The following is a 16,808-nucleotide window of genomic DNA, read 5'->3' as shown; positions in this document are numbered from 1 at the left end:
CAAAAAACGAGGGCATTATAAAGAGCGACTCCAGATGGGGACTGGAGCACTACCGGGTTGGTTCTGTGTTCAGGACTTTTGCCTCAATTGTGCTGCGAAAGTCCCGGTGTTATCTGTATCAGCGATTCATGCGGTTGCTCGCCTCTATCATCGCATTGTAGGCTTTGGTGACTTTTTCCTGACTGCCTTCCACCATCCAGCCTGAGCCTGGCTTCAGCATCATTTTTTCACCTTCGCTGTACGCCACCTTGTCGCGGATACGGCGTACGCGTTCTTTTGCAGCTTTGCGATAATCTTCTGTTGCACGTTCAAGAGTGGACCAGCCGCTGGCCGCGCTTTCGCTATTCTTCTTGGCGTAGGCGATGGCTTCATCGGTAAGACTTTCATAGTCGGCCAACAATTTACCGGCGGCAGCAGCGTCGAAACTTTCTTCACCGATCAGGCGCACCAGTTGCTTGGCCTTGCTCATCAATGCCATTTGCAAATAGGGCAGCTGGCGGCCTTCGGATTTTTCCAGTTGCTGCATTTCTGCATCCAGGGCCTTGTCATTCTCGACTTCGATTTCATTCGAGAAGACATTGCTTTTTTCTTCAAAGCGTTTCATCGCATCGGCTAGTGGGCCATGCAGTTTCTTGCCTTTGGCAAAGGCATCGTCCTTATAATTGTCGCGGCTGTAGTACACTTCTGCTTCAGTAACCAGCGCGCCCAGTTCACTCAGGATGTCGATATAGGCAGTCGCGGCATTGTCGAGCTTGCTTTGTGCGGCCTTGCCAAAACTTGCTTTGCATTTGGCGATGTCATCCATATCGATTTTATACAGACCATACACCACCATTTCTTTTCCGTTTGGGCCTTTGTCCATGTCCTTGACCCAGCTTTGATAGCGCGCAATGCTGCGGTGGGCGTCACCGTCCAGCTTGTTATAGCAGGCGATATAGTCTTGCAACTTGCTGGAACCAGCCTCTGCAGGTTTGGCTGCTGCATTGCTGGCAGTTGCTGCCGGGGTGCTTGCAGCGACAGACGCTACTGCTGGCATGGATGCCATTGCTGGGGCAGAGGGATCTTCGTTTTTCTTGCTGCAAGCGGTAGCCAGCAAGGCCAGGCTGATGCAAGCCAGAGTATGGGCTGTGGTGGATTTGTGTGTCACTGTATTATTTGGGGTAGATATTCTGCTATGGGAATGGCTTGCACATCAATAAATGTCAAGCTGGGAGCGCCATCTTAGCTTTTCATTTTTCAAAGAGTTGCAACAATTTGTATCCAGTTGTGTGCATGGTTTCACTCTATTTGTTTTCTGCGTTGCGGTGCGAGATGCGGCAGGCGCGTATCGCACTGCAGTTGGGTGCTCGCGTGATCTGCTGCTAGCTTGACGACCGATCGCCCAGGCACTTTCCTGAGTATCGCCCACGCTGCACCTGCCTATCTGGATTTGCATGGCGAACCCGCAAGCCCTTGCGGATTTGAAGCACCGTCAGGCAGTGCATTATTTTTCCCTTGGCAGCAGCAATCAGGTCCGCCATACCGGTAATGACTATGCTACTGTGGGTTGCATGTGCCGCAGCAACGTCAAGTATCAAACTTGAAGTCGAAACTATGCCATCGTTTGCACCTAAAGCAGCAGCACGCAACCATCCTATATTTTCCAGCCTGTGAAACTCTCTGTGTCGATAGGCCATGCGTGAGATCCTTTCTTGATACTGAATAGAACGTCCATTGCGCCAGCTTTCAGTGTGGTCACGTGAAAAGAAATACGCAAAGCAGAGCATGCGGAAAAGGATCGTTTGCTTCGTGCAGTCATATTGGCTTTTTGGGACAATCGGAATCCGTGCGCCTGCGTAAATAAGCCAGGATAACTGCATGGAAAATCTAAAATCGAGGCATGAAAAAAGGCTGTGGTCACAAATAGTTTCCAGATCAATGGCCAGCGGACCTGGGTACAACACCTTGTCAGATGCGTCTTAAAAAATCACAGCGCAATTGTTTGCATGCAGGTCTATGCCGCAAAATAACGTACCGTCCCCAAGTTAAAGTCCGTTCGCGCCTTGACTTTATTCCTTTGGCCAATTGCTGAAGAGGGGGGCGGCTAGATGATTATGAGTTCTTCATTCATGCAGATTATTGATTTTAATTGTCGTGATGTAGGACCTGATTTCATTTTGATCTGGCATAAAAGCGAAATGGGTTCTCGTTCACGAGCAGCTTATGTAGCGCATACGCCAGGCTCGCGCTTACGTTCAAGATCGTCAACAGGTGCTAACGCTGCGGTAGTTTGCCCTGTATTCATCTGTGACGAAGAGGGCGCAGGCTCGTGAACAAAAGCCTGCGCCCTGCATTGGTGCTGCCTTCGGTGCTTTTCGCTATATTACTTTTCTCTGTTTCACCTCTGCTTATTCATTGTCGACATTGCGCAGGCTGCGGCTAAGCTCGACAAAATTGGGCTTGCCGTTTGGCTGTTGCTGGGGCGCTGTGCTGGCACTGACTGGTGCTGCGGTGGCCACCGTGCGGGTGCTGACTTTTTCTACCAGGTCGGCTGGATGAGGCAGGGCTTGCTTGAGGAAGTTGTTCAGCAGGCTGCGCTGCCCGACTGTCATGTCGCGGGTGACGGGCATGAAGAGGTAGCTTTCAAAAGCTTTGGGGTCGGTCAGGCGCTGCAGGATGCTGGCGTAGTTGTGGACTTGTACCGGGTTGGCCAGGTCTAGCCAGTTGTCCATGCAGGGTGCCATGGCGTTCCAGTTGATGAGGACGTTTTTGTACACATTGTCCCAGGTTGGTGGGAGGGCGGCAGTGGCGCTGTCGGCAGGCAGCACGCGCACGTAGGCATAGGTGTAGGTCTGTGTGTCGATGCCGTCTTTCAGGTCGGGTGGGGGGGGCAGGTTTTTTCCGAGCAGGGGTAGGTAGCCATACACATTGCCAGTGCTGGCATCGGCGCTGATGACGAGCTGGCCCTGGGCATTGGTTTTAAGTTCTTGTGTGCCGATGATGTCCAGTTCTTCGGTCTGCAGGTTGGTTTTGACTTGGTAGACGGTGACGTCGCTGATTTTTTGCACGGGTTTGCCATGCAGGTAGAGTTGCAGTTTGGTGTTGCCAGCCGGGCCCTGGTCGAGGTAGAGATTGGGGCTTTGCGGGATGATGCGGGTCGCCGATTCACTCAGCAGCAAGCCTTCTTTGCTACTGCGTAATTGCCAGTCGGCCAGTTCGGCATGGGCCAGGTCGGCGGCGCTTAAGGCCGGGTTGAGCGGCACGCTGACAATGCCGGCGCTGGCTTCATAGGCGTGGCGGTCATATTGGGGGTAGTTGAAGCTGGCCAGTTGGTATTCTTTTTTGCTGGCTGCATCGACGGCCACCACTTGCAGGGTGCCAAGGTCTTGCTTGATGAGGGCTGCGCCGGTTTCGCTGATACTGTTGGAGAGATCGAGGTTGACATGGCCGCGGTCTATGCGGGCATGGGCCGTAGCGACAAAGGCTTTGGCATTGGCATCGGGCAAGAGGGCGCGGTCACTCGGTTCGTGCGTGGCTTCGCCCTTGCGCCAGACGCCGATGGTGCCGACGATGAGGCTGCGGGCGGGATTTGGCTGGAAGCCACCGGCCAGCAATTTTTGGTAGAGTATTTCGCGCTGGTTTTGTACCGGTATGCTGGGGGGCTTGCTATTTTGCAGCGTGGGGTCATCAAAATAAATGGTGCGGTAGGCATTGAAGGCGACTACCAGGCCAAGTGCGTCTGGCTCATGCAGGGCTTGCTGCAGGGCGTGCAGGACATCGCTGCCGTGGCTGTTGATGGTGAGGCCAGCGGTGGCGAATGTAGTTTGCCAGTTGACGGAGGCGCCGCCAGCAGTAAAGCCGAAAGGGTTGCGATTAAAGTTGATGTAGCGGGCGGTGAAGCGTTCATTACGCGGTGCGACAATGCGGCAGCCGCCGTCTATGCCAAAGCGCAGTGTGTCAAAGAATAATTGTGAGGAGCAGGAACCATACGGTTCCAGGTCAACCAGCATGGCGTTAAGGACCGCCGGTGCGCCGCACAGTTTGTCGGTGGTGACCGGGCCATGGCCGAGGTCAACGGCTGTGACGCTGGTGTCAAAGAAGGCGGAGCGGTGGGTGCCGTGCGGATTCCAGTTGCCACCCTTGGCAGCTTCAATGGCTGCCTGGCGGAACTGGTTCATGCTCTCAGATGGGGTCAGGGCGGGTTGGGCGGTGTCTTCATTATAGAAATTGGGGTAGTTGTTGGTGACGATGGGGTCCCAGGACATTTGTCCCCTGAAGTGGATGCGTGGTAGTTGCAGAATGCTCATGCTGTTTCTCCCGTGATCGTTGCGGTGTGCCGTGTTCAGGCAGCGTGGTAGATGAAGGCCGGTCCGGCCACTTTGCTCTTGTCGGCCAGCGGCGTCTGCAGGACGTGGATGGCGGCCATACGCAGGTCAAACATGCGGCGTACGGCAATGCCAAGCTGGGCGGCATCGCCGTTCAAGGCCAGGTTAAGGCTGTCGACCATGGCGGTGTAGGCAACGGTGCAGGCTTGCTGGGCGGCACGGGCGGCTTCTGGCTGTTTGCTGTAGTCGAGCAATTGTGGGTCGTTAACGGCGGGGTAGGATTTGGCAAAGTCAACGCCTAGCGGCGCACCCCAGGCATAGCCGGGATTGGCCGGGATGCTGGTGAGCACCTGGTTGCGGTAGATTTCTTCAAAGCGGTAGAAGTGAGCCAGTTCATTGCTGAAGTCGAGCGGGCTGGTGCTGGTGGCTTCACCTTCGGAGACAATGACCTGGATGGCGCGGTGGGCATCGGCATAGTTGTTGACGGCAAAGATCTGGCCAGGGAAGAACTGGGCGTCGCTGATCTGGTTGCGGTTCATCTGCCAGGCGCTGGCGGGCAGGGATTTCAGATAGGCATCGAGGGCTTCATAGAACTGGCCGATGGTGACGGCCTTGGTGGCAGTCAGGGTGGCCGTTTTGAGCTGCGGGAAGTCGATTGGGTCTACCGGCATTTCTATGTCCATGCCCTGTTTCATGGCGTCCTTGCCAAACGGCAGCAGGTGCAGGGTCAGCACTTTGCCATCAAAGCCGATGTCGCCCGGCAGGGGCCCAGGATAGACCGGTGCCACCAGCTTGGGGCTGCCGCCGAGAGAATTGAGGATGTTGGCGCCCAGGCAGAGGTGGATCATTTCCTGATGGGTAATGGTTTGCAGCCGCGCCATGGCGGGGGCATTGCTACCCGGCAGTATGCTGAGCTGGGCATACAGATAGGGCGGCAGGGTGCCAAATTCAACATTGATGGCGGTTTGCAACATGGCCTGGGCATCGGCGATGCTGGCAATGGGGTTGAGTTGCAGGCGTATCATGCTTGCCCCCTTATAGCGTGGGGGTGCTGGGGGCTGGCAAGAGTCAAAGAGGTGTTCATGGCGCTTCTCCTATAGCTGGCAAGGTGGTGTCGCGGGTGGAAAGGATGGAGCAAGAGCAGGCTGACCATAAGGCCAGTCTGTTGCCGCCTGCTAGCTGTCTGCCACCTCATACACAGGCGGTAGACAAGAAGCAGGCAGACGGATGAAAATTAATATAATGACTTTACTATATGATAATAAGAATGCCAGCATTATTTTGTTAAATTTGCATGAATGATGCGTTTAACAACAATTTCGATGCGAAGCAGGTTGGTTTTCAAAACCAAAGCGGCAAGCGCGGCACGATACCCACCGCGCTATCGATGGGTATCCCATCATCTGTTTGATACTGTGGAAGAAGTACGGGATTGCGGCACAGGGTGGCTTTGGCCATACAGTCACCAAAGGCGCAACATGGCCTTGGGTGGGTGGGGCTCCGAAACAAAAACTCGCCATTGCGGCATAGTGCTAGTTTTAGCTACGGTAAAAAAAATGGGGGGACCAGCCCCCCGTAGATCAGTCGCGCCTACTACACATTAGGGCGTGTTGACATATCTTTTAGTCAAGCGAATGGGTGAGAAACCTTGCCTGGCTAGGCGTGGGGAGCGCTGCTTGGCGAGCCAAGTGAGCGACGCACAACAACGCCAGGCGAGGTTTCTGGCCTATTCCCTCCGGGTTCCACCTAGGCGGCCCCCACCATATCGCACGCTGGACTGCGTTGCGCGTCTTGTCAGGGGCGCCAGCCCTGACTGCACCGCACGCCTTGCCAGCCCGCGATATGGCGGGAACGCTTTGTCTAAAAGATATGTCAACACGCCCTAGTCAAGCATTGGGGAAATCGGGCCAGTCGTCGAGCGAATCGATGTTTTTCCAGGCAAGCACGCAAGCATTGATGGGATCGATGCCGCTGAAGATGGCGGCCTCGGCCCAGCGCCGGCGCAACAAGCCGACCAAAGGCTTGCCTTCTTGGTTAATCCATTTACGCATCTCGGTCGGCACGCCAGATTTCTGATGGGAGTTCAACTTGACTAGCATGGTCGACTTGGACAGATTGCCGCCACCCAAGTTGTAGGTCCAGGAGATCAGAGCAGCCGCTTCATTTTCGGTCAATTCCACGTTGACGCGCTGGGCGACATCTCGCGCCGCGCCGCCCATGTCACGTCGAAGTAATTCTTGCGCCTGGGCTTCGGTGATCGCAGCCGTTCGCGGCGTCACCGCCTTGCCGTCAGCATCGACGATGGTGCCGTAACCAATTGTCCAGGTGCCGCCAGGTAAGGCTCCGTTATCGTCGTATGGGTTGCTGAAGAAACCTTCGATTCGTTTAACTACCACGGTGGCAGCGGGCGGCACGCTTTTGCGATCCCAGAGCAGAGCAGGCATATCGACACTCCTTTATGAAATGGTGATGGGGACGGAAGAAATTGAGCTGCCGTCAGCTCTTGTATTGTGCACCGATTCATGTAATTTGTGATAACTATTGATAATTTTTTTGCCAAAGAAAGACACCACAAAACATGTGTCGCAAAAGCCGGGGCCACCCATTTCCCCACGTTAGTCAAGTAGGCGAACAACATACTCGCAACACACCGCGATCATATTTACTGAGTCACCACACACTTGTTTCAAAATGCGGTCGTGCCTTTCGCTTCAACGTGTGCTTGCGTGAATCGCAGCTTCTCCCATGTGGATTCAGCGAAACATCATCCTGGATTTCGCCCAAGTATCATAGCTATTCCAGAAACATCTGAGTACCGTGTTGTGTCTAAGGGATGGGCAGATCATCATCCAGCTGCCTTGTGTACAATACTTTGTCGGATTTGACTTAAATAGTCACAGCGCAATTGTTCGAATGCAGGTCTATCCCGCAAAATAACATACAGTCCTCCTCGTTAAAGTTTCGTTCGCACATTAACTTTACTCCTTTGGCTAACGCCAGAGGAGGGGGAAGGCTAGATGATACCCAGGACTTTCATTCATGCAGTTTATTAGCTTTGAATTGTCGTCCCACATTGTAAGCAAGCTGGGCCATGCCAGCGACTGAGCCGGACGAGGAGGAGTCAGGGCGCTGTTTGAGGTAGGAAAGTCAGCACGTTTTGCTGGTTAGGAGCTTGTCAATGCATCGGGGGGCAATTACCTTTGATGGTGCATTCCAGGCCGCTGGAGTTGATTTTGGATTTTTCGTTCTTTGACAGGTTGATGAGTTCTTTGCTAAGGCTGGAGAGAATCTTGAGGTTTTCTTCCTGTGCATGGGACAAGCGAGTAATGGCGGAGCTGATACCAGCGGTATCTAGTGCAATGTTGGGAGTGGGCTTGTTCAATAGAACGATCAGGCGCGTGTTAAGTTCATCTTGAATTCGAAAATTGTTTTCCAGTTTGGCTTCCAGCGTGGGCAGGGCGACGTTGACCTGATGTTGTAAGGTGGTTTCAGTTTTTGCGTCTCCATTGACATTGACGTCGATGCTGACAGGCGCGGCAATTGGTTTGAGGGTGATGGGCAGGGAGGTGCTGACGGGGTCGACATCAAACTTGACTGGAATGTTGATGGGTTTACCGTCACCGCCGATATGGATGTCTCTGTTGGTGCCACCAGTTCCAATCTTGCCACTTGCTTTCATGGATATGTTGAGTGGCTCAGTATGGATGGCCATGAAGCCGCCCATTGTTGCGGGGCCGACAAACAAGGCGGTGGCAAGCAGGCCGGGTAGGGCGGATTTGTTCTTGTCTTTGTCATCGCTCTTGCTCCCCATCCAGCTTTTGAGCTTGTCAATGATGTCATTGCTGTCATGGTGAATCAGTCCTTGCGATTCTATGATGGCGATAAGGATGAGTGAGGCGCACAGGATGATGATGGCATACAAGGCGGCCAGACCAATTTTATAGACGAAGTTGCCCGCGCCACCCGGCGAGAAGAAGAATCGTTCCAGCAATTTTGCTTTGCTTGCTTCTTCAGCGTCTTTGTCAGCAGTCAGTTTGTCCGCATAGCCAGAAAAATCAGGGTTGTCGTACAGGCTTTTTTCGCATTGTTTGAGAACTTCTTTGGTTACCCTGATGTGTGAATTGTCGCTGCTGGTCTTGAGCTGGGCTTGCAGGTTTTTCTCCAGGGAGAGGCAGAGGATTTGCTTTTGTATGAGCAGATTTTTATCGTGGGCGCTGTTGTAGTGGTGTTCAGTGGCGGTGATGACATATAGCAAACTGATCGCGAGCAGTAGCACGACGATAATGCTGCTGGCGGGTTTGCGCGATGGCGGTGTGGGAGCGTCTGCTGTCCCTGGTACGTTGGCAGGTGGGCTGGCGCTGGCTGCGATGGACTCGTTGCTGGGGGTATTGCCGGTGGTACTGTTCGTACTTGTTATGCCAGCATGCGTGGCCGTGTTTGCTTCCGGTGCCGTGGCTTGTGTCGCGTCGATTGCTGGCATGCTTGCTCCTCTTGCTGATATGCCTGGGTTGCTGATCTGCTGATCTGCTACACGGCAGTGTTTGAATGGCCGTTGTGTTATTCCGATTTTTTATCTTCGGGTTTGTCAGCCGTATTTTTTTTGACAGCATCGGCCGCAAACAGGTTGACTGTGTACACCTTGCCGCCCTGAGATTTGATCACGACGTAATCTTCGCCCTGGATGATGTAGATGCGTTTTTTATCGCTATCAGACATCGCCTTGATTAACTCTACTGTAAGCTCGGATTTGACTAGAGGCGTTTTTGTATTACCTGAAAGGCCTTGGGCGCATGCGCGCCCGTCAAGCATCAATAAGGCAATACTGATAAGCAGTGTTGTCGTCAGACTGATGTTGTGCATGTTGTCCTCCCTGTGTCTTGGTCTGCGCCGATGGCTGGCTTATTGCTGTTTTTTGAGTGGCAACCGGTGCGAACATCACCGGCACTTCGCTTTGCTTGCCAGGCGTGCCAGTGTTTGGAAATCTGCCTTATATCAAGGGATGTTTCCAATTTTTTTTGCGGAAAATCACGTTTCACCTAATGCGTATTAGGCTAGCATTTTTCATAATTAAAATGAGCAAAAAATCAATATATTTTGCAGATTGTTGCAAATTTATCTAATTTTCTTGTTGTGGGGAAAACTTTGCGGTGGTGGCTCTACCAGAGGCTCGCCATGCCAGCACATGGCATGGCTGGCATTGCTACTACTGGGCTAGCTTATGTCATGATGCCTGCCTTTTTCAATTCAGCGCTGATATAGACGCATGCTTTGTCGAGGATTTCTGGCTTCTTTCTGAAGACGACGAATTGGGCTATCCAGCGGGTGATCAGCCATTGTTTGCTCAGGTAATGCTGGATCAGATGGTCCACCACGTTGTCGAGGCGGTTTTTGATCTGGCTGCGCAGTTGTTCAAGTTCGTCCTGGCTATAGCTGGGCCAGACTGGTTTGTAGCATCCGTCGATGAGGCTGTTGTTGACCAGGGGGATGATGGGCAGCAGGCGCGGAGCTGGGATTTTGACTGTGTCCTTGTCCTGCTTCTCGATCTCGCCCTGCTCTTCACCCTCGCCCTCACCTTGATTCTGGCCTGGTTGCTGTTCCTGGTAGCGCAGGGGTTTGCCGTCTTTGTCTTTTACGCAATATTTGGCGCGCATTTCTTCTGGCCAGTGTTCGAACAGGGGGTTGTTTTCTGGCAGGACGAAGTGGTCTTTGAGGAATTTCTGCATATTGCGACGACCCAGGAAAAAGTCGTGGGCGCGGAAATCCTGCTTGAGGAAGCCGCCAAAACCACCGAGGGTGCCACAGGCGATGGGGGTGGCGGAATTGTCGCGGCTGGGGGCGACCATAAAGCGGGAATAGACGTTTTCATCTGCGGCCAGCAAGAGTTCATCGGGTTTGAAGCGAGCCTGGTTGGTGAGGGCAGAGAACAGGGCCATGCCGGTGCTGATGATGTCGGGCACTTCCGGGCTGGCCGGGTATTGCTGGGTAAATTCGCTGTTATTGGGGAAGGGGTCGATCAGCAGCAGACCCTTGGTGGCTTTGTTGCCTTCGCGCGGATTGTGCTGGCCATCGGTGAGCAGGGTTTTGCGTGCCAGTTCCAGCGGTTCATTGTTCATGACGCCGCCATCGACGCAATAATAGGCGTAGTGGTATTCTGGCGGCAACTGGCCAAAACTGGCAGGGATGTTGCGGTAGCTGGTGCATTGGTGGGGAACAGCGTCGGGCGTGGGTACGGGCCAGCTACGGGCGCCATACAGGTCAGTTGCCGGGGCGCTGGCGATGGAGTTGTCGAGCAGGCGTGGTGCCAGGCCGAAGGGGAAGGCACCGGAGGCCAGCGCGGCCAGCTTGAGTTTGTCTTTGATGGGGGAGTCGGTCTGGAAGTCGACCCAGCGCATGCTGTGGCGGTCTGGCAGGGCTTGGTCGCCGTTCTGGTTGATGCGAAAATGAACATAGTCGGCATGCAGGGACATATTGTAGCTACCTTGCTGGCTGCCAAGGAGGTTGAAGCCATAGGGAATGCCGCGCAGGTTGGTGACGGTGAGGATGAGTTCAAAGTTGCTGGCCAGGTACGGGCGCGGTGCGGGGCGCGGGTTGATGGAGACGCCGCTGTTGGCGATGTCGCTGAGGATGCTGGAGTCCAGCAGAGAGGTGACGGGGGCGTTGTCATGTGCCAGGTCTTTGCTCTCTAGCAGGTGGCTGATGTCGATGCGTTCTACCCAACTGTCATAGAGTTTGTTTTGGCCTGCCTTGTTGCGGGCATCGTCGGGGCTGGTAACAGGTGGCTGTTCTGAGGCCAGATAGGCGGTGGCGATGGCGGCGGTCATGGCACCTGCAGAAGCACCGGAAAACACCGACAGTTTGACATCATGCGGAGGCACAGTGGTGTTGCTGTTTTGCTGGTCTTGCTCCTTGGCAGCATACCAGGCATCGAGTGCCTGCACCATGAAATCGACGACGCCGCCGGTATAGGCACCTGCCGAGATAGCGCCGGCGCCCACTAATCCTATTTCATAAGTCTGTTCTGACATTGCTGCTCCTGTTGTGATTTTATGCGAGTGAGGCTAGCTTTTTTACCGCCGGTAGTGCTTACTGAGGTGTTGCGAGCAGCTTTATGAACTTACTTGGGCTTACTTGAGCTTGCTTGGTGCTGCCAGGTGATGATGTGGGGTGGTGATGACGTGCATATGAATTTATTAAGTAAAATAACATATTTATAAGTATAAAAAATGCCAAAATAGCATGATTCTGATCATTTGTTCAGTATGCATACATGGCAAGACAATTTGTGAAACCAGATGACTTGGTAAGGATAGAAGGCGCAGGACATGGTGGCGGGCGCGCAGCGGGGTGAAAATCGCTTATTCGGCGATGGTCGTGGCAAATGCATTCATCGAGTGCTCGCTCGAGGGAGGGCTTAACAATCTTAAGCCGATGAAGCTGCAAAAAAAGATTTTTTATGCCCAGTCCTGGCATTTGGCCCTGAAGAAAGATCCGCTGGTTTGATGATTTTTTTTGCAGCTGGCAATACGGGCCAGTGATCTCTTAGCTCTACCACGAGTTCAAGGAATATTGCGTGCAGCCGATTTCTGCGTATGGCGGTTTTGCAAGGCAGGAGGGGGGCTTTCATTCATACATTTTTTTAATTTAGAATTGCCGTGACGCAAGACCTGCCCAAGGCATTATCCCCTGGGCGGCAGTATTGGCGAAACTAGCCATACCCATAAGCTATTCCGGTGCGCTTATAGTTTGGCTTGTGCCGTTGCTCGTGGCGTCTCTTTGAATTGCGACATCAAACGGCTGGACGGGCTGTCATGCATCGTCAGCAAACCGGTATTGGTTACAGGCTTGGCATCTGGCTCAACAGCCACTGGCGCTGCTTGCCTGGGTTGTTGATCTTCCTTGCCATCGAGTTTGATGGCGGTTGCTGACGAGGCCGGGGCTGGCACAGCTGCGGCCGCAGGCGTCGTGGCAGAACCAGTAGCAGCCAGTTTGCTCTCTTCCTGCGGCGCACCCAGGGCTTTGGCGTTTTTTGTATAGATCTCCATCGCCGGGTTCATGGGTTCTGTGCTTCTGCCCAAAATATCCAGCCTGTCAATGGTAAGACGATCCCCAGGTTTTTTTATCCAATACATTTTATGCTGCGATGAATCGTGAATCGCACTCATGGCTGGGTCTGCAGGTATCTCCAGTTTCTTGACCAGATTGTCCCCCAGCGAGACATTGATAAACTGCGACATCATATTGAAATTGCGATTCGACAAGCCATTTTTTTCGTAAGCGCCGCCAATATCGCAATGCGCCCCGGCCACTGTCACTCTCAAAAAACGGCCATCAGCAGACGTGCCTTCGGGCCAATAATTTGTTCCGGGAAATTGCACCCGTTGCTCATCCTTGGCGCTAAATTGCAAGCCCGACACAACCGACGGCGCAGGTCTTCGGTCACCTAACCATGGCACACCCGTGCCGACGGGGTCGAACAAAGCCAGGGTTTGCGGCATGCTGTCGCCTGAGCGCAGCGGCGGCGCAGTATAGGACGCAGTAGGCGGGCCTGAGCCATCTAGTGGTGCCTGTACGATTTTGGATTGCAGGTCGAGCACCCCGCGTTCAGCGACGAGACGAGAAAATGTCGCCGCCTCTTCAGCGCCGCGACTAAAGCCGGTGTTGATGACGCTGATCTTGGCATCCGGGTCTTCCCTGAGCCAGTTGTTAGCTACAACCTCAAACTTTCTGTACATGGCCTCAACGCGAGCGCTGTGCGTCAAGCCCAGCGCACCATCGGCCGTGCCCATGACGCCACCTTGCGTTCCTGGGCCTTCTATGTAACGAGAAGCGATATTTGGATTTTTCCTATTGATGTCTTCAAGTTGTTCCTTCAAAATGCCAATATTCGTCAAGTGCTCAGGGTCATTGATGGCATCATTGCCAGTGCCATCAAAAAGGGCGACAAATACTCTGGCATGCGGGTCATGAGTGTCGTAAATCGTCGGTACTTTAAATGCATCGACCTGGGCTTGCGCTTTGGTGTAAGTGGCGAGATCTTCGGGCGTCGCCACTTTGACGTCCACGCCATCATTGCCTGCGGTTTCGGCCATCATCTGTCCTGTCAAAAAGACTTACAAGGTTTTTGAATACGCCAGCACACAATTGTTGTGGACTTCACGGCGGGTGGTATTAGGGTCTTCGGGGATGATTTGTATTGTGGTGAACATATATACGTTCACAGTGCGGTCATTTGCTTCGATGATGATGATGGGTGGAACACCTGAAATTGGCATGGGTTTATAAATGCGCGCCGGGTCTTCTTTATGAAGGATTTTTCTATCTTTAAAAATACTGTCGAGATCCAGTGTATGCTTAAGCTGTGTACCGTCTTTGGAGCGCCATTCCATTTCTACAGGGCCTGCAAAGGTCGGGTATTCACCTGAAGTAAATCCTGGCATTCGTGTTGCATCCGTCTCAGTCTTCTCTCTGGCCATTTCACCTATGGCAAGGGCATGCGGCGAGTTGGCATAGACCAGGCGAAGGTCACTGGCGCTAAAAACCTGGACACTAAGGTCATGTGAACTGAACTTCAAGAAATCATCATCTGCTGCCATGGCGATATGTCCTATTTGTGTTTGTAAAGTGACTGCCAGAAAAGACGCCGCCAATTGCAGCACTCTTCGTCGGGGGCGGTTGTCCAATGTGACTGTCATGATTCTCGCTAGATGAATGCGATGCCATTGCTGTTGTGGTATGGTGACTCCATCAACATGACACAAGCACGCACGAAATTGAAGTAGATATTTTTATGAGACTAATAGTGCTAAATTATAGTCAGATTCAAGTTCGACCTGCAAGCCAATATTTGCGTTCTTCGGACAAAAGCCTGGAAACTGCCATGCAGCCTGCGTGATCTTGATAGTGATCACCCATGGTGGGTAGCACAGACAAGAAGCAATCACACGCTCAAGGCCATTGATTGCAGTAATGCGACGAGCGGCATCATCATTGCCATGCCGCCGCCCCAACCAAGAGGGGAGAAGTGGCAGCAAGAGTGTGAAAGCCTTTCACGAGAGAATACGCGCTCCGCTCGTCTACGACGCCACGACGAGGCAAGCGCAGGTTCAAATCCTGCACACCTGTTCATCACAAAAGTTCGGGCTCAGTTTTTATTTTCCGGCCATCGTTGCCTGGGTTACAGCCATCATCTGTCCTGTCAAAGAGGCTTACAAGGTTTTTGAATACGCCAGCACACAATTTCTATGGGCTTCACGGAGGGTGACATTGGGGTCTTCAGAGATGATCTGTAGGGTAGTAAACATATACACGTTCACGGTGTGGTCATTTGCTTCGATCACGATGGTTGGTCCGCCACCAGAGAACGGGTAGGGTTTATAGATGCGCGCCGGGTCTTCATGGTGGAGCACTTTTCTGTCTTTAAATATGCTGTCGAGGTCTAGCGTGTGCTTGAGCAGGCTACCGTCTTTGGAGCGCCATTCCATCTCTGCCGGGCCTGCGAAGGCTGTATAGCCTGAACTAAAACCTGGCGCTCGCTTTGCATCCGCCTCAGTCTTCTCTCTGGCAATTTCACCTATGGCAAGGGCATGCGGTGAATTGGCATAGACCAGGCGAAAGTCACCGCCGTTAAAAACCCGGACACTAAGATTATACGAACTGAACTTCAAGAAATCATCATCTGCTGCCATGGCGATATGTCCTATTTGTGTTTGTAAAGTGACTGCCAGAAAAGACGCCGCCAATTGCAGCGCTTTTCTTCGGGGGCGGTTGTCGAATGTGTCTGTCATGATTCTCGCTAGATGAATGCGATGCCATTGCTGTCGTGGTCTGGTGACTCCATCAACTTTACACAAACTCGCATGAAAGTGAAGTTTATCTTTTTTATGATATGCGGATTCGAATTAGACGTGCAAGCCTGCGTTAGCGTTCTTCGGACAAAAAGCGGGGATTCGTACTTCCAGCAAGGAAGTACGCTGCAAAAGCCATAACAACGCTGGTCTGGGGAAATCAAGACGCCAGAATTTACTCTGCGTTTGCCACCTGTACATGCTTGATAGTGGCTACTGCCGGGCTGCGACTATCCCAACCACCACCCAGTGCACGTATCAAACTCACTGCTGACCTGGCGCGCGCACCATCGAGTTGTGCAGCGATGCGCTGTTGCTGCAATACGGTGCGGTCAGCATCGATCACGTTCAGGTAACTGACCGAGCCTTCGCGGTATTGCACATGCGAGAGTTTCGCCGCCCGCTCTGCCGCCTGCACGGCATTGTCTTGCGCCTGAGTCTGGTCACGCAAGATGCGCAAGTCGGCCAGGTTGTCTTCTACCTCCCTGAAGGCATTCAGCACGGTCTGGCGGTAGTTGGCCACGTCTTCTTCATAGACTGCGCCAGCCCTGTCCACACTGGCCTGGCGGCGACCACCATCGAACAAGGGCATGGACAATAAAGGCCCCAGCAAGAAGGTACGGCTGCTCCAGTTCAGCAAGTCACCCAGGCTGGCTGATGCATAACCGGCAGAGCCTGTGATATCCAGTCTTGGGAAGAAGGCAGACCGAGCCACGCCTGTGCGGGCATTGGCGGCAGCCATGCTGCGTTCAGCTGCTGCTATGTCTGGCCTGCGTTCCAGCAAGGCCGATGGCAAACCTGCCGGGACATTGACAACGATGCGTGACAAGGGTCGTGGCAGGAAATTGAATTCTGCCGGTGTCTTGCCCAGCAAGACTGCCAGTGCATGCTCTGCCACCGCACGGCTGCGCGCCAGGCCCAGTGATTCTGACTGCGCTGTTGCCAGTTCTGCCTTGGCGCGTGCCAGATCGAGTTCGCTGATATCGCCTTCATTAAAACGGGTTTGCACTAGCTTCAGGGTTTTCGAGCGAAGTTCTACCGTAGCGGCATATAAAGCCTGCTCTGCATCCAGTTCCCGCAGCAAAAAGTAAGCTTGTGCTACATCGGCTTGCAAGGCCAGTTGCACGGACTGGAACAGAGCTTCATTCTTTTGCGTATCTGCCGTTGCGGCATCTATGCTGGAGGCGACACGACCAAACAGATCCAGCTCATACGATGCGCCTAGCTGGGCATTGTAAGTGGTGCTGGTCGGCATCCTGGCATTCTCAGGCAAACCCTGGGACGCCGGTGCTGCACGCCCACGGTTTGCACCCAGGCCCGCATTCACTTGCGGCAACAGGCCAGCGCGGGCATCCTGCCGCAAGGCACGGGATTGCTTCAGGCGTGCGGCAGCGGCTTTGAGGTTCTGGTTGGCCGCCATGGCCTGGCTTTCCATCTCATTGAGGCTGTCATCTGCAAAGATTTTCCACCAGTCGCCACGGGCAACTTCTTCTGAGGGTTGTGCTTCTTTCCAATTGCTGTTTGCCTGCACTTCTTTATAGGCAGCGGGAGTTGTCACTTCCGCTTTCTGATAAATCGGTGCAACTGAACAGCCAGCCAGCACCAGCAATAACATCAACAGGGATGAAGCAGATTTCAGGGGTTTGATTGTATTCATCAT

Annotated in this window: 12 protein-coding genes and 1 pseudogene; 1 reads left to right on the top strand and 12 read right to left on the bottom strand. The window is 53.3% G+C overall.

Annotation, left to right across the window (positions count from 1 at the left end):
* Positions 1–118 precede the first annotated feature (118 nt).
* The 4 genes and pseudogenes from H8L47_RS11260 to H8L47_RS11245 form a co-directional block, all read right to left on the bottom strand.
* A complete protein-coding gene (locus H8L47_RS11260) occupies positions 119–1,147 on the bottom strand; it encodes a YiiG family protein (protein WP_186953676.1) in 1,029 nt (342 codons plus the stop codon).
* A 349-nt stretch (positions 1,148–1,496) separates the two neighbouring features.
* Positions 1,497–1,676 (bottom strand): annotated as a pseudogene (locus H8L47_RS29725) (VIT1/CCC1 transporter family protein); the annotation flags it as partial.
* 711 nt (positions 1,677–2,387) lie between these two features.
* Entirely contained in the window at positions 2,388–4,286 is a 1,899-nt protein-coding gene (locus H8L47_RS11250; RefSeq protein WP_186953675.1) for a hypothetical protein, read from the bottom strand.
* A 35-nt stretch (positions 4,287–4,321) separates the two neighbouring features.
* Positions 4,322–5,329, bottom strand: a complete 1,008-nt coding sequence (locus H8L47_RS11245; protein WP_186953674.1) for a ferritin-like domain-containing protein — start codon at positions 5,327–5,329, stop codon at positions 4,322–4,324.
* 2 nt (positions 5,330–5,331) lie between these two features.
* On the opposite strand from H8L47_RS11245, the gene H8L47_RS11240 reads away from it, so the two are divergent.
* Positions 5,332–5,535 carry a hypothetical protein gene (locus H8L47_RS11240; RefSeq protein WP_186953673.1) on the top strand — a complete coding sequence of 68 codons (204 nt, stop codon included), beginning with the start codon at positions 5,332–5,334 and terminating at the stop codon, positions 5,533–5,535.
* Positions 5,536–6,190: 655 nt separating this feature from the next.
* Here the strand turns inward: H8L47_RS11240 and H8L47_RS11235 are convergent.
* From H8L47_RS11235 to H8L47_RS11200, 8 genes are all read right to left on the bottom strand, one after another.
* Positions 6,191–6,748 carry a lysozyme gene (locus H8L47_RS11235; RefSeq protein WP_186953672.1) on the bottom strand — a complete coding sequence of 186 codons (558 nt, stop codon included), beginning with the start codon at positions 6,746–6,748 and terminating at the stop codon, positions 6,191–6,193.
* 731 nt (positions 6,749–7,479) lie between these two features.
* Positions 7,480–8,784: a hypothetical protein gene (locus H8L47_RS11230; protein WP_186953671.1), complete on the bottom strand. Its 1,305-nt coding sequence runs from the start codon at positions 8,782–8,784 to the stop codon at positions 7,480–7,482.
* A gap of 77 nt (positions 8,785–8,861) precedes the next feature.
* Entirely contained in the window at positions 8,862–9,164 is a 303-nt protein-coding gene (locus tag H8L47_RS11225) for a hypothetical protein (protein ID WP_186953670.1), read from the bottom strand.
* Between the two features lie 356 nt (positions 9,165–9,520).
* Positions 9,521–11,329: a patatin-like phospholipase family protein gene (locus tag H8L47_RS11220; protein WP_186953669.1), complete on the bottom strand. Its 1,809-nt coding sequence runs from the start codon at positions 11,327–11,329 to the stop codon at positions 9,521–9,523.
* Between the two features lie 711 nt (positions 11,330–12,040).
* Positions 12,041–13,393 carry a phospholipase effector Tle1 domain-containing protein gene (locus H8L47_RS11215; RefSeq protein ID WP_186953668.1) on the bottom strand — a complete coding sequence of 451 codons (1,353 nt, stop codon included), beginning with the start codon at positions 13,391–13,393 and terminating at the stop codon, positions 12,041–12,043.
* Positions 13,394–13,414: 21 nt separating this feature from the next.
* Complete coding sequence (locus H8L47_RS11210) at positions 13,415–13,996, bottom strand: hypothetical protein (protein ID WP_186953667.1); 582 nt, start codon at positions 13,994–13,996, stop codon at positions 13,415–13,417.
* A gap of 513 nt (positions 13,997–14,509) precedes the next feature.
* Positions 14,510–15,088 (bottom strand): hypothetical protein, encoded by a 579-nt coding sequence (locus H8L47_RS11205; protein ID WP_186953666.1) that lies wholly within the window; start codon positions 15,086–15,088, stop codon positions 14,510–14,512.
* A gap of 235 nt (positions 15,089–15,323) precedes the next feature.
* A complete protein-coding gene (locus H8L47_RS11200) occupies positions 15,324–16,805 on the bottom strand; it encodes an efflux transporter outer membrane subunit (protein ID WP_408057691.1) in 1,482 nt (493 codons plus the stop codon).
* Positions 16,806–16,808 lie beyond the last annotated feature (3 nt).

This window comes from Undibacterium umbellatum (genome assembly GCF_014284125.1).
Lineage (GTDB): Bacteria > Pseudomonadota > Gammaproteobacteria > Burkholderiales > Burkholderiaceae_D > Undibacterium > Undibacterium umbellatum.
The sequence above is the reverse complement of the archived record's forward strand: the minus strand, read 5'-3'. Positions and strand labels throughout refer to the sequence as shown.

What these genes read in the sequence shown, in the direction of transcription:
- H8L47_RS11250 (WP_186953675.1), bottom strand. Translation starts at nt 4,286, where the DNA reads ATGAGCATTCTGCAACTACCACGCATCCACTTCAGGGGACAAATGTCC.
- H8L47_RS11245 (WP_186953674.1), bottom strand. Translation starts at nt 5,329, where the DNA reads ATGATACGCCTGCAACTCAACCCCATTGCCAGCATCGCCGATGCCCAG.
- H8L47_RS11235 (WP_186953672.1), bottom strand. Translation starts at nt 6,748, where the DNA reads ATGCCTGCTCTGCTCTGGGATCGCAAAAGCGTGCCGCCCGCTGCCACC.
- H8L47_RS11230 (WP_186953671.1), bottom strand. Translation starts at nt 8,784, where the DNA reads ATGCCAGCAATCGACGCGACACAAGCCACGGCACCGGAAGCAAACACG.
- H8L47_RS11225 (WP_186953670.1), bottom strand. Translation starts at nt 9,164, where the DNA reads ATGCACAACATCAGTCTGACGACAACACTGCTTATCAGTATTGCCTTA.
- H8L47_RS11220 (WP_186953669.1), bottom strand. Translation starts at nt 11,329, where the DNA reads ATGTCAGAACAGACTTATGAAATAGGATTAGTGGGCGCCGGCGCTATC.
- H8L47_RS11215 (WP_186953668.1), bottom strand. Translation starts at nt 13,393, where the DNA reads ATGGCCGAAACCGCAGGCAATGATGGCGTGGACGTCAAAGTGGCGACG.
- H8L47_RS11210 (WP_186953667.1), bottom strand. Translation starts at nt 13,996, where the DNA reads ATGACAGTCACATTGGACAACCGCCCCCGACGAAGAGTGCTGCAATTG.
- H8L47_RS11205 (WP_186953666.1), bottom strand. Translation starts at nt 15,088, where the DNA reads ATGACAGACACATTCGACAACCGCCCCCGAAGAAAAGCGCTGCAATTG.
- H8L47_RS11200 (WP_408057691.1), bottom strand. Translation starts at nt 16,805, where the DNA reads ATGAATACAATCAAACCCCTGAAATCTGCTTCATCCCTGTTGATGTTA.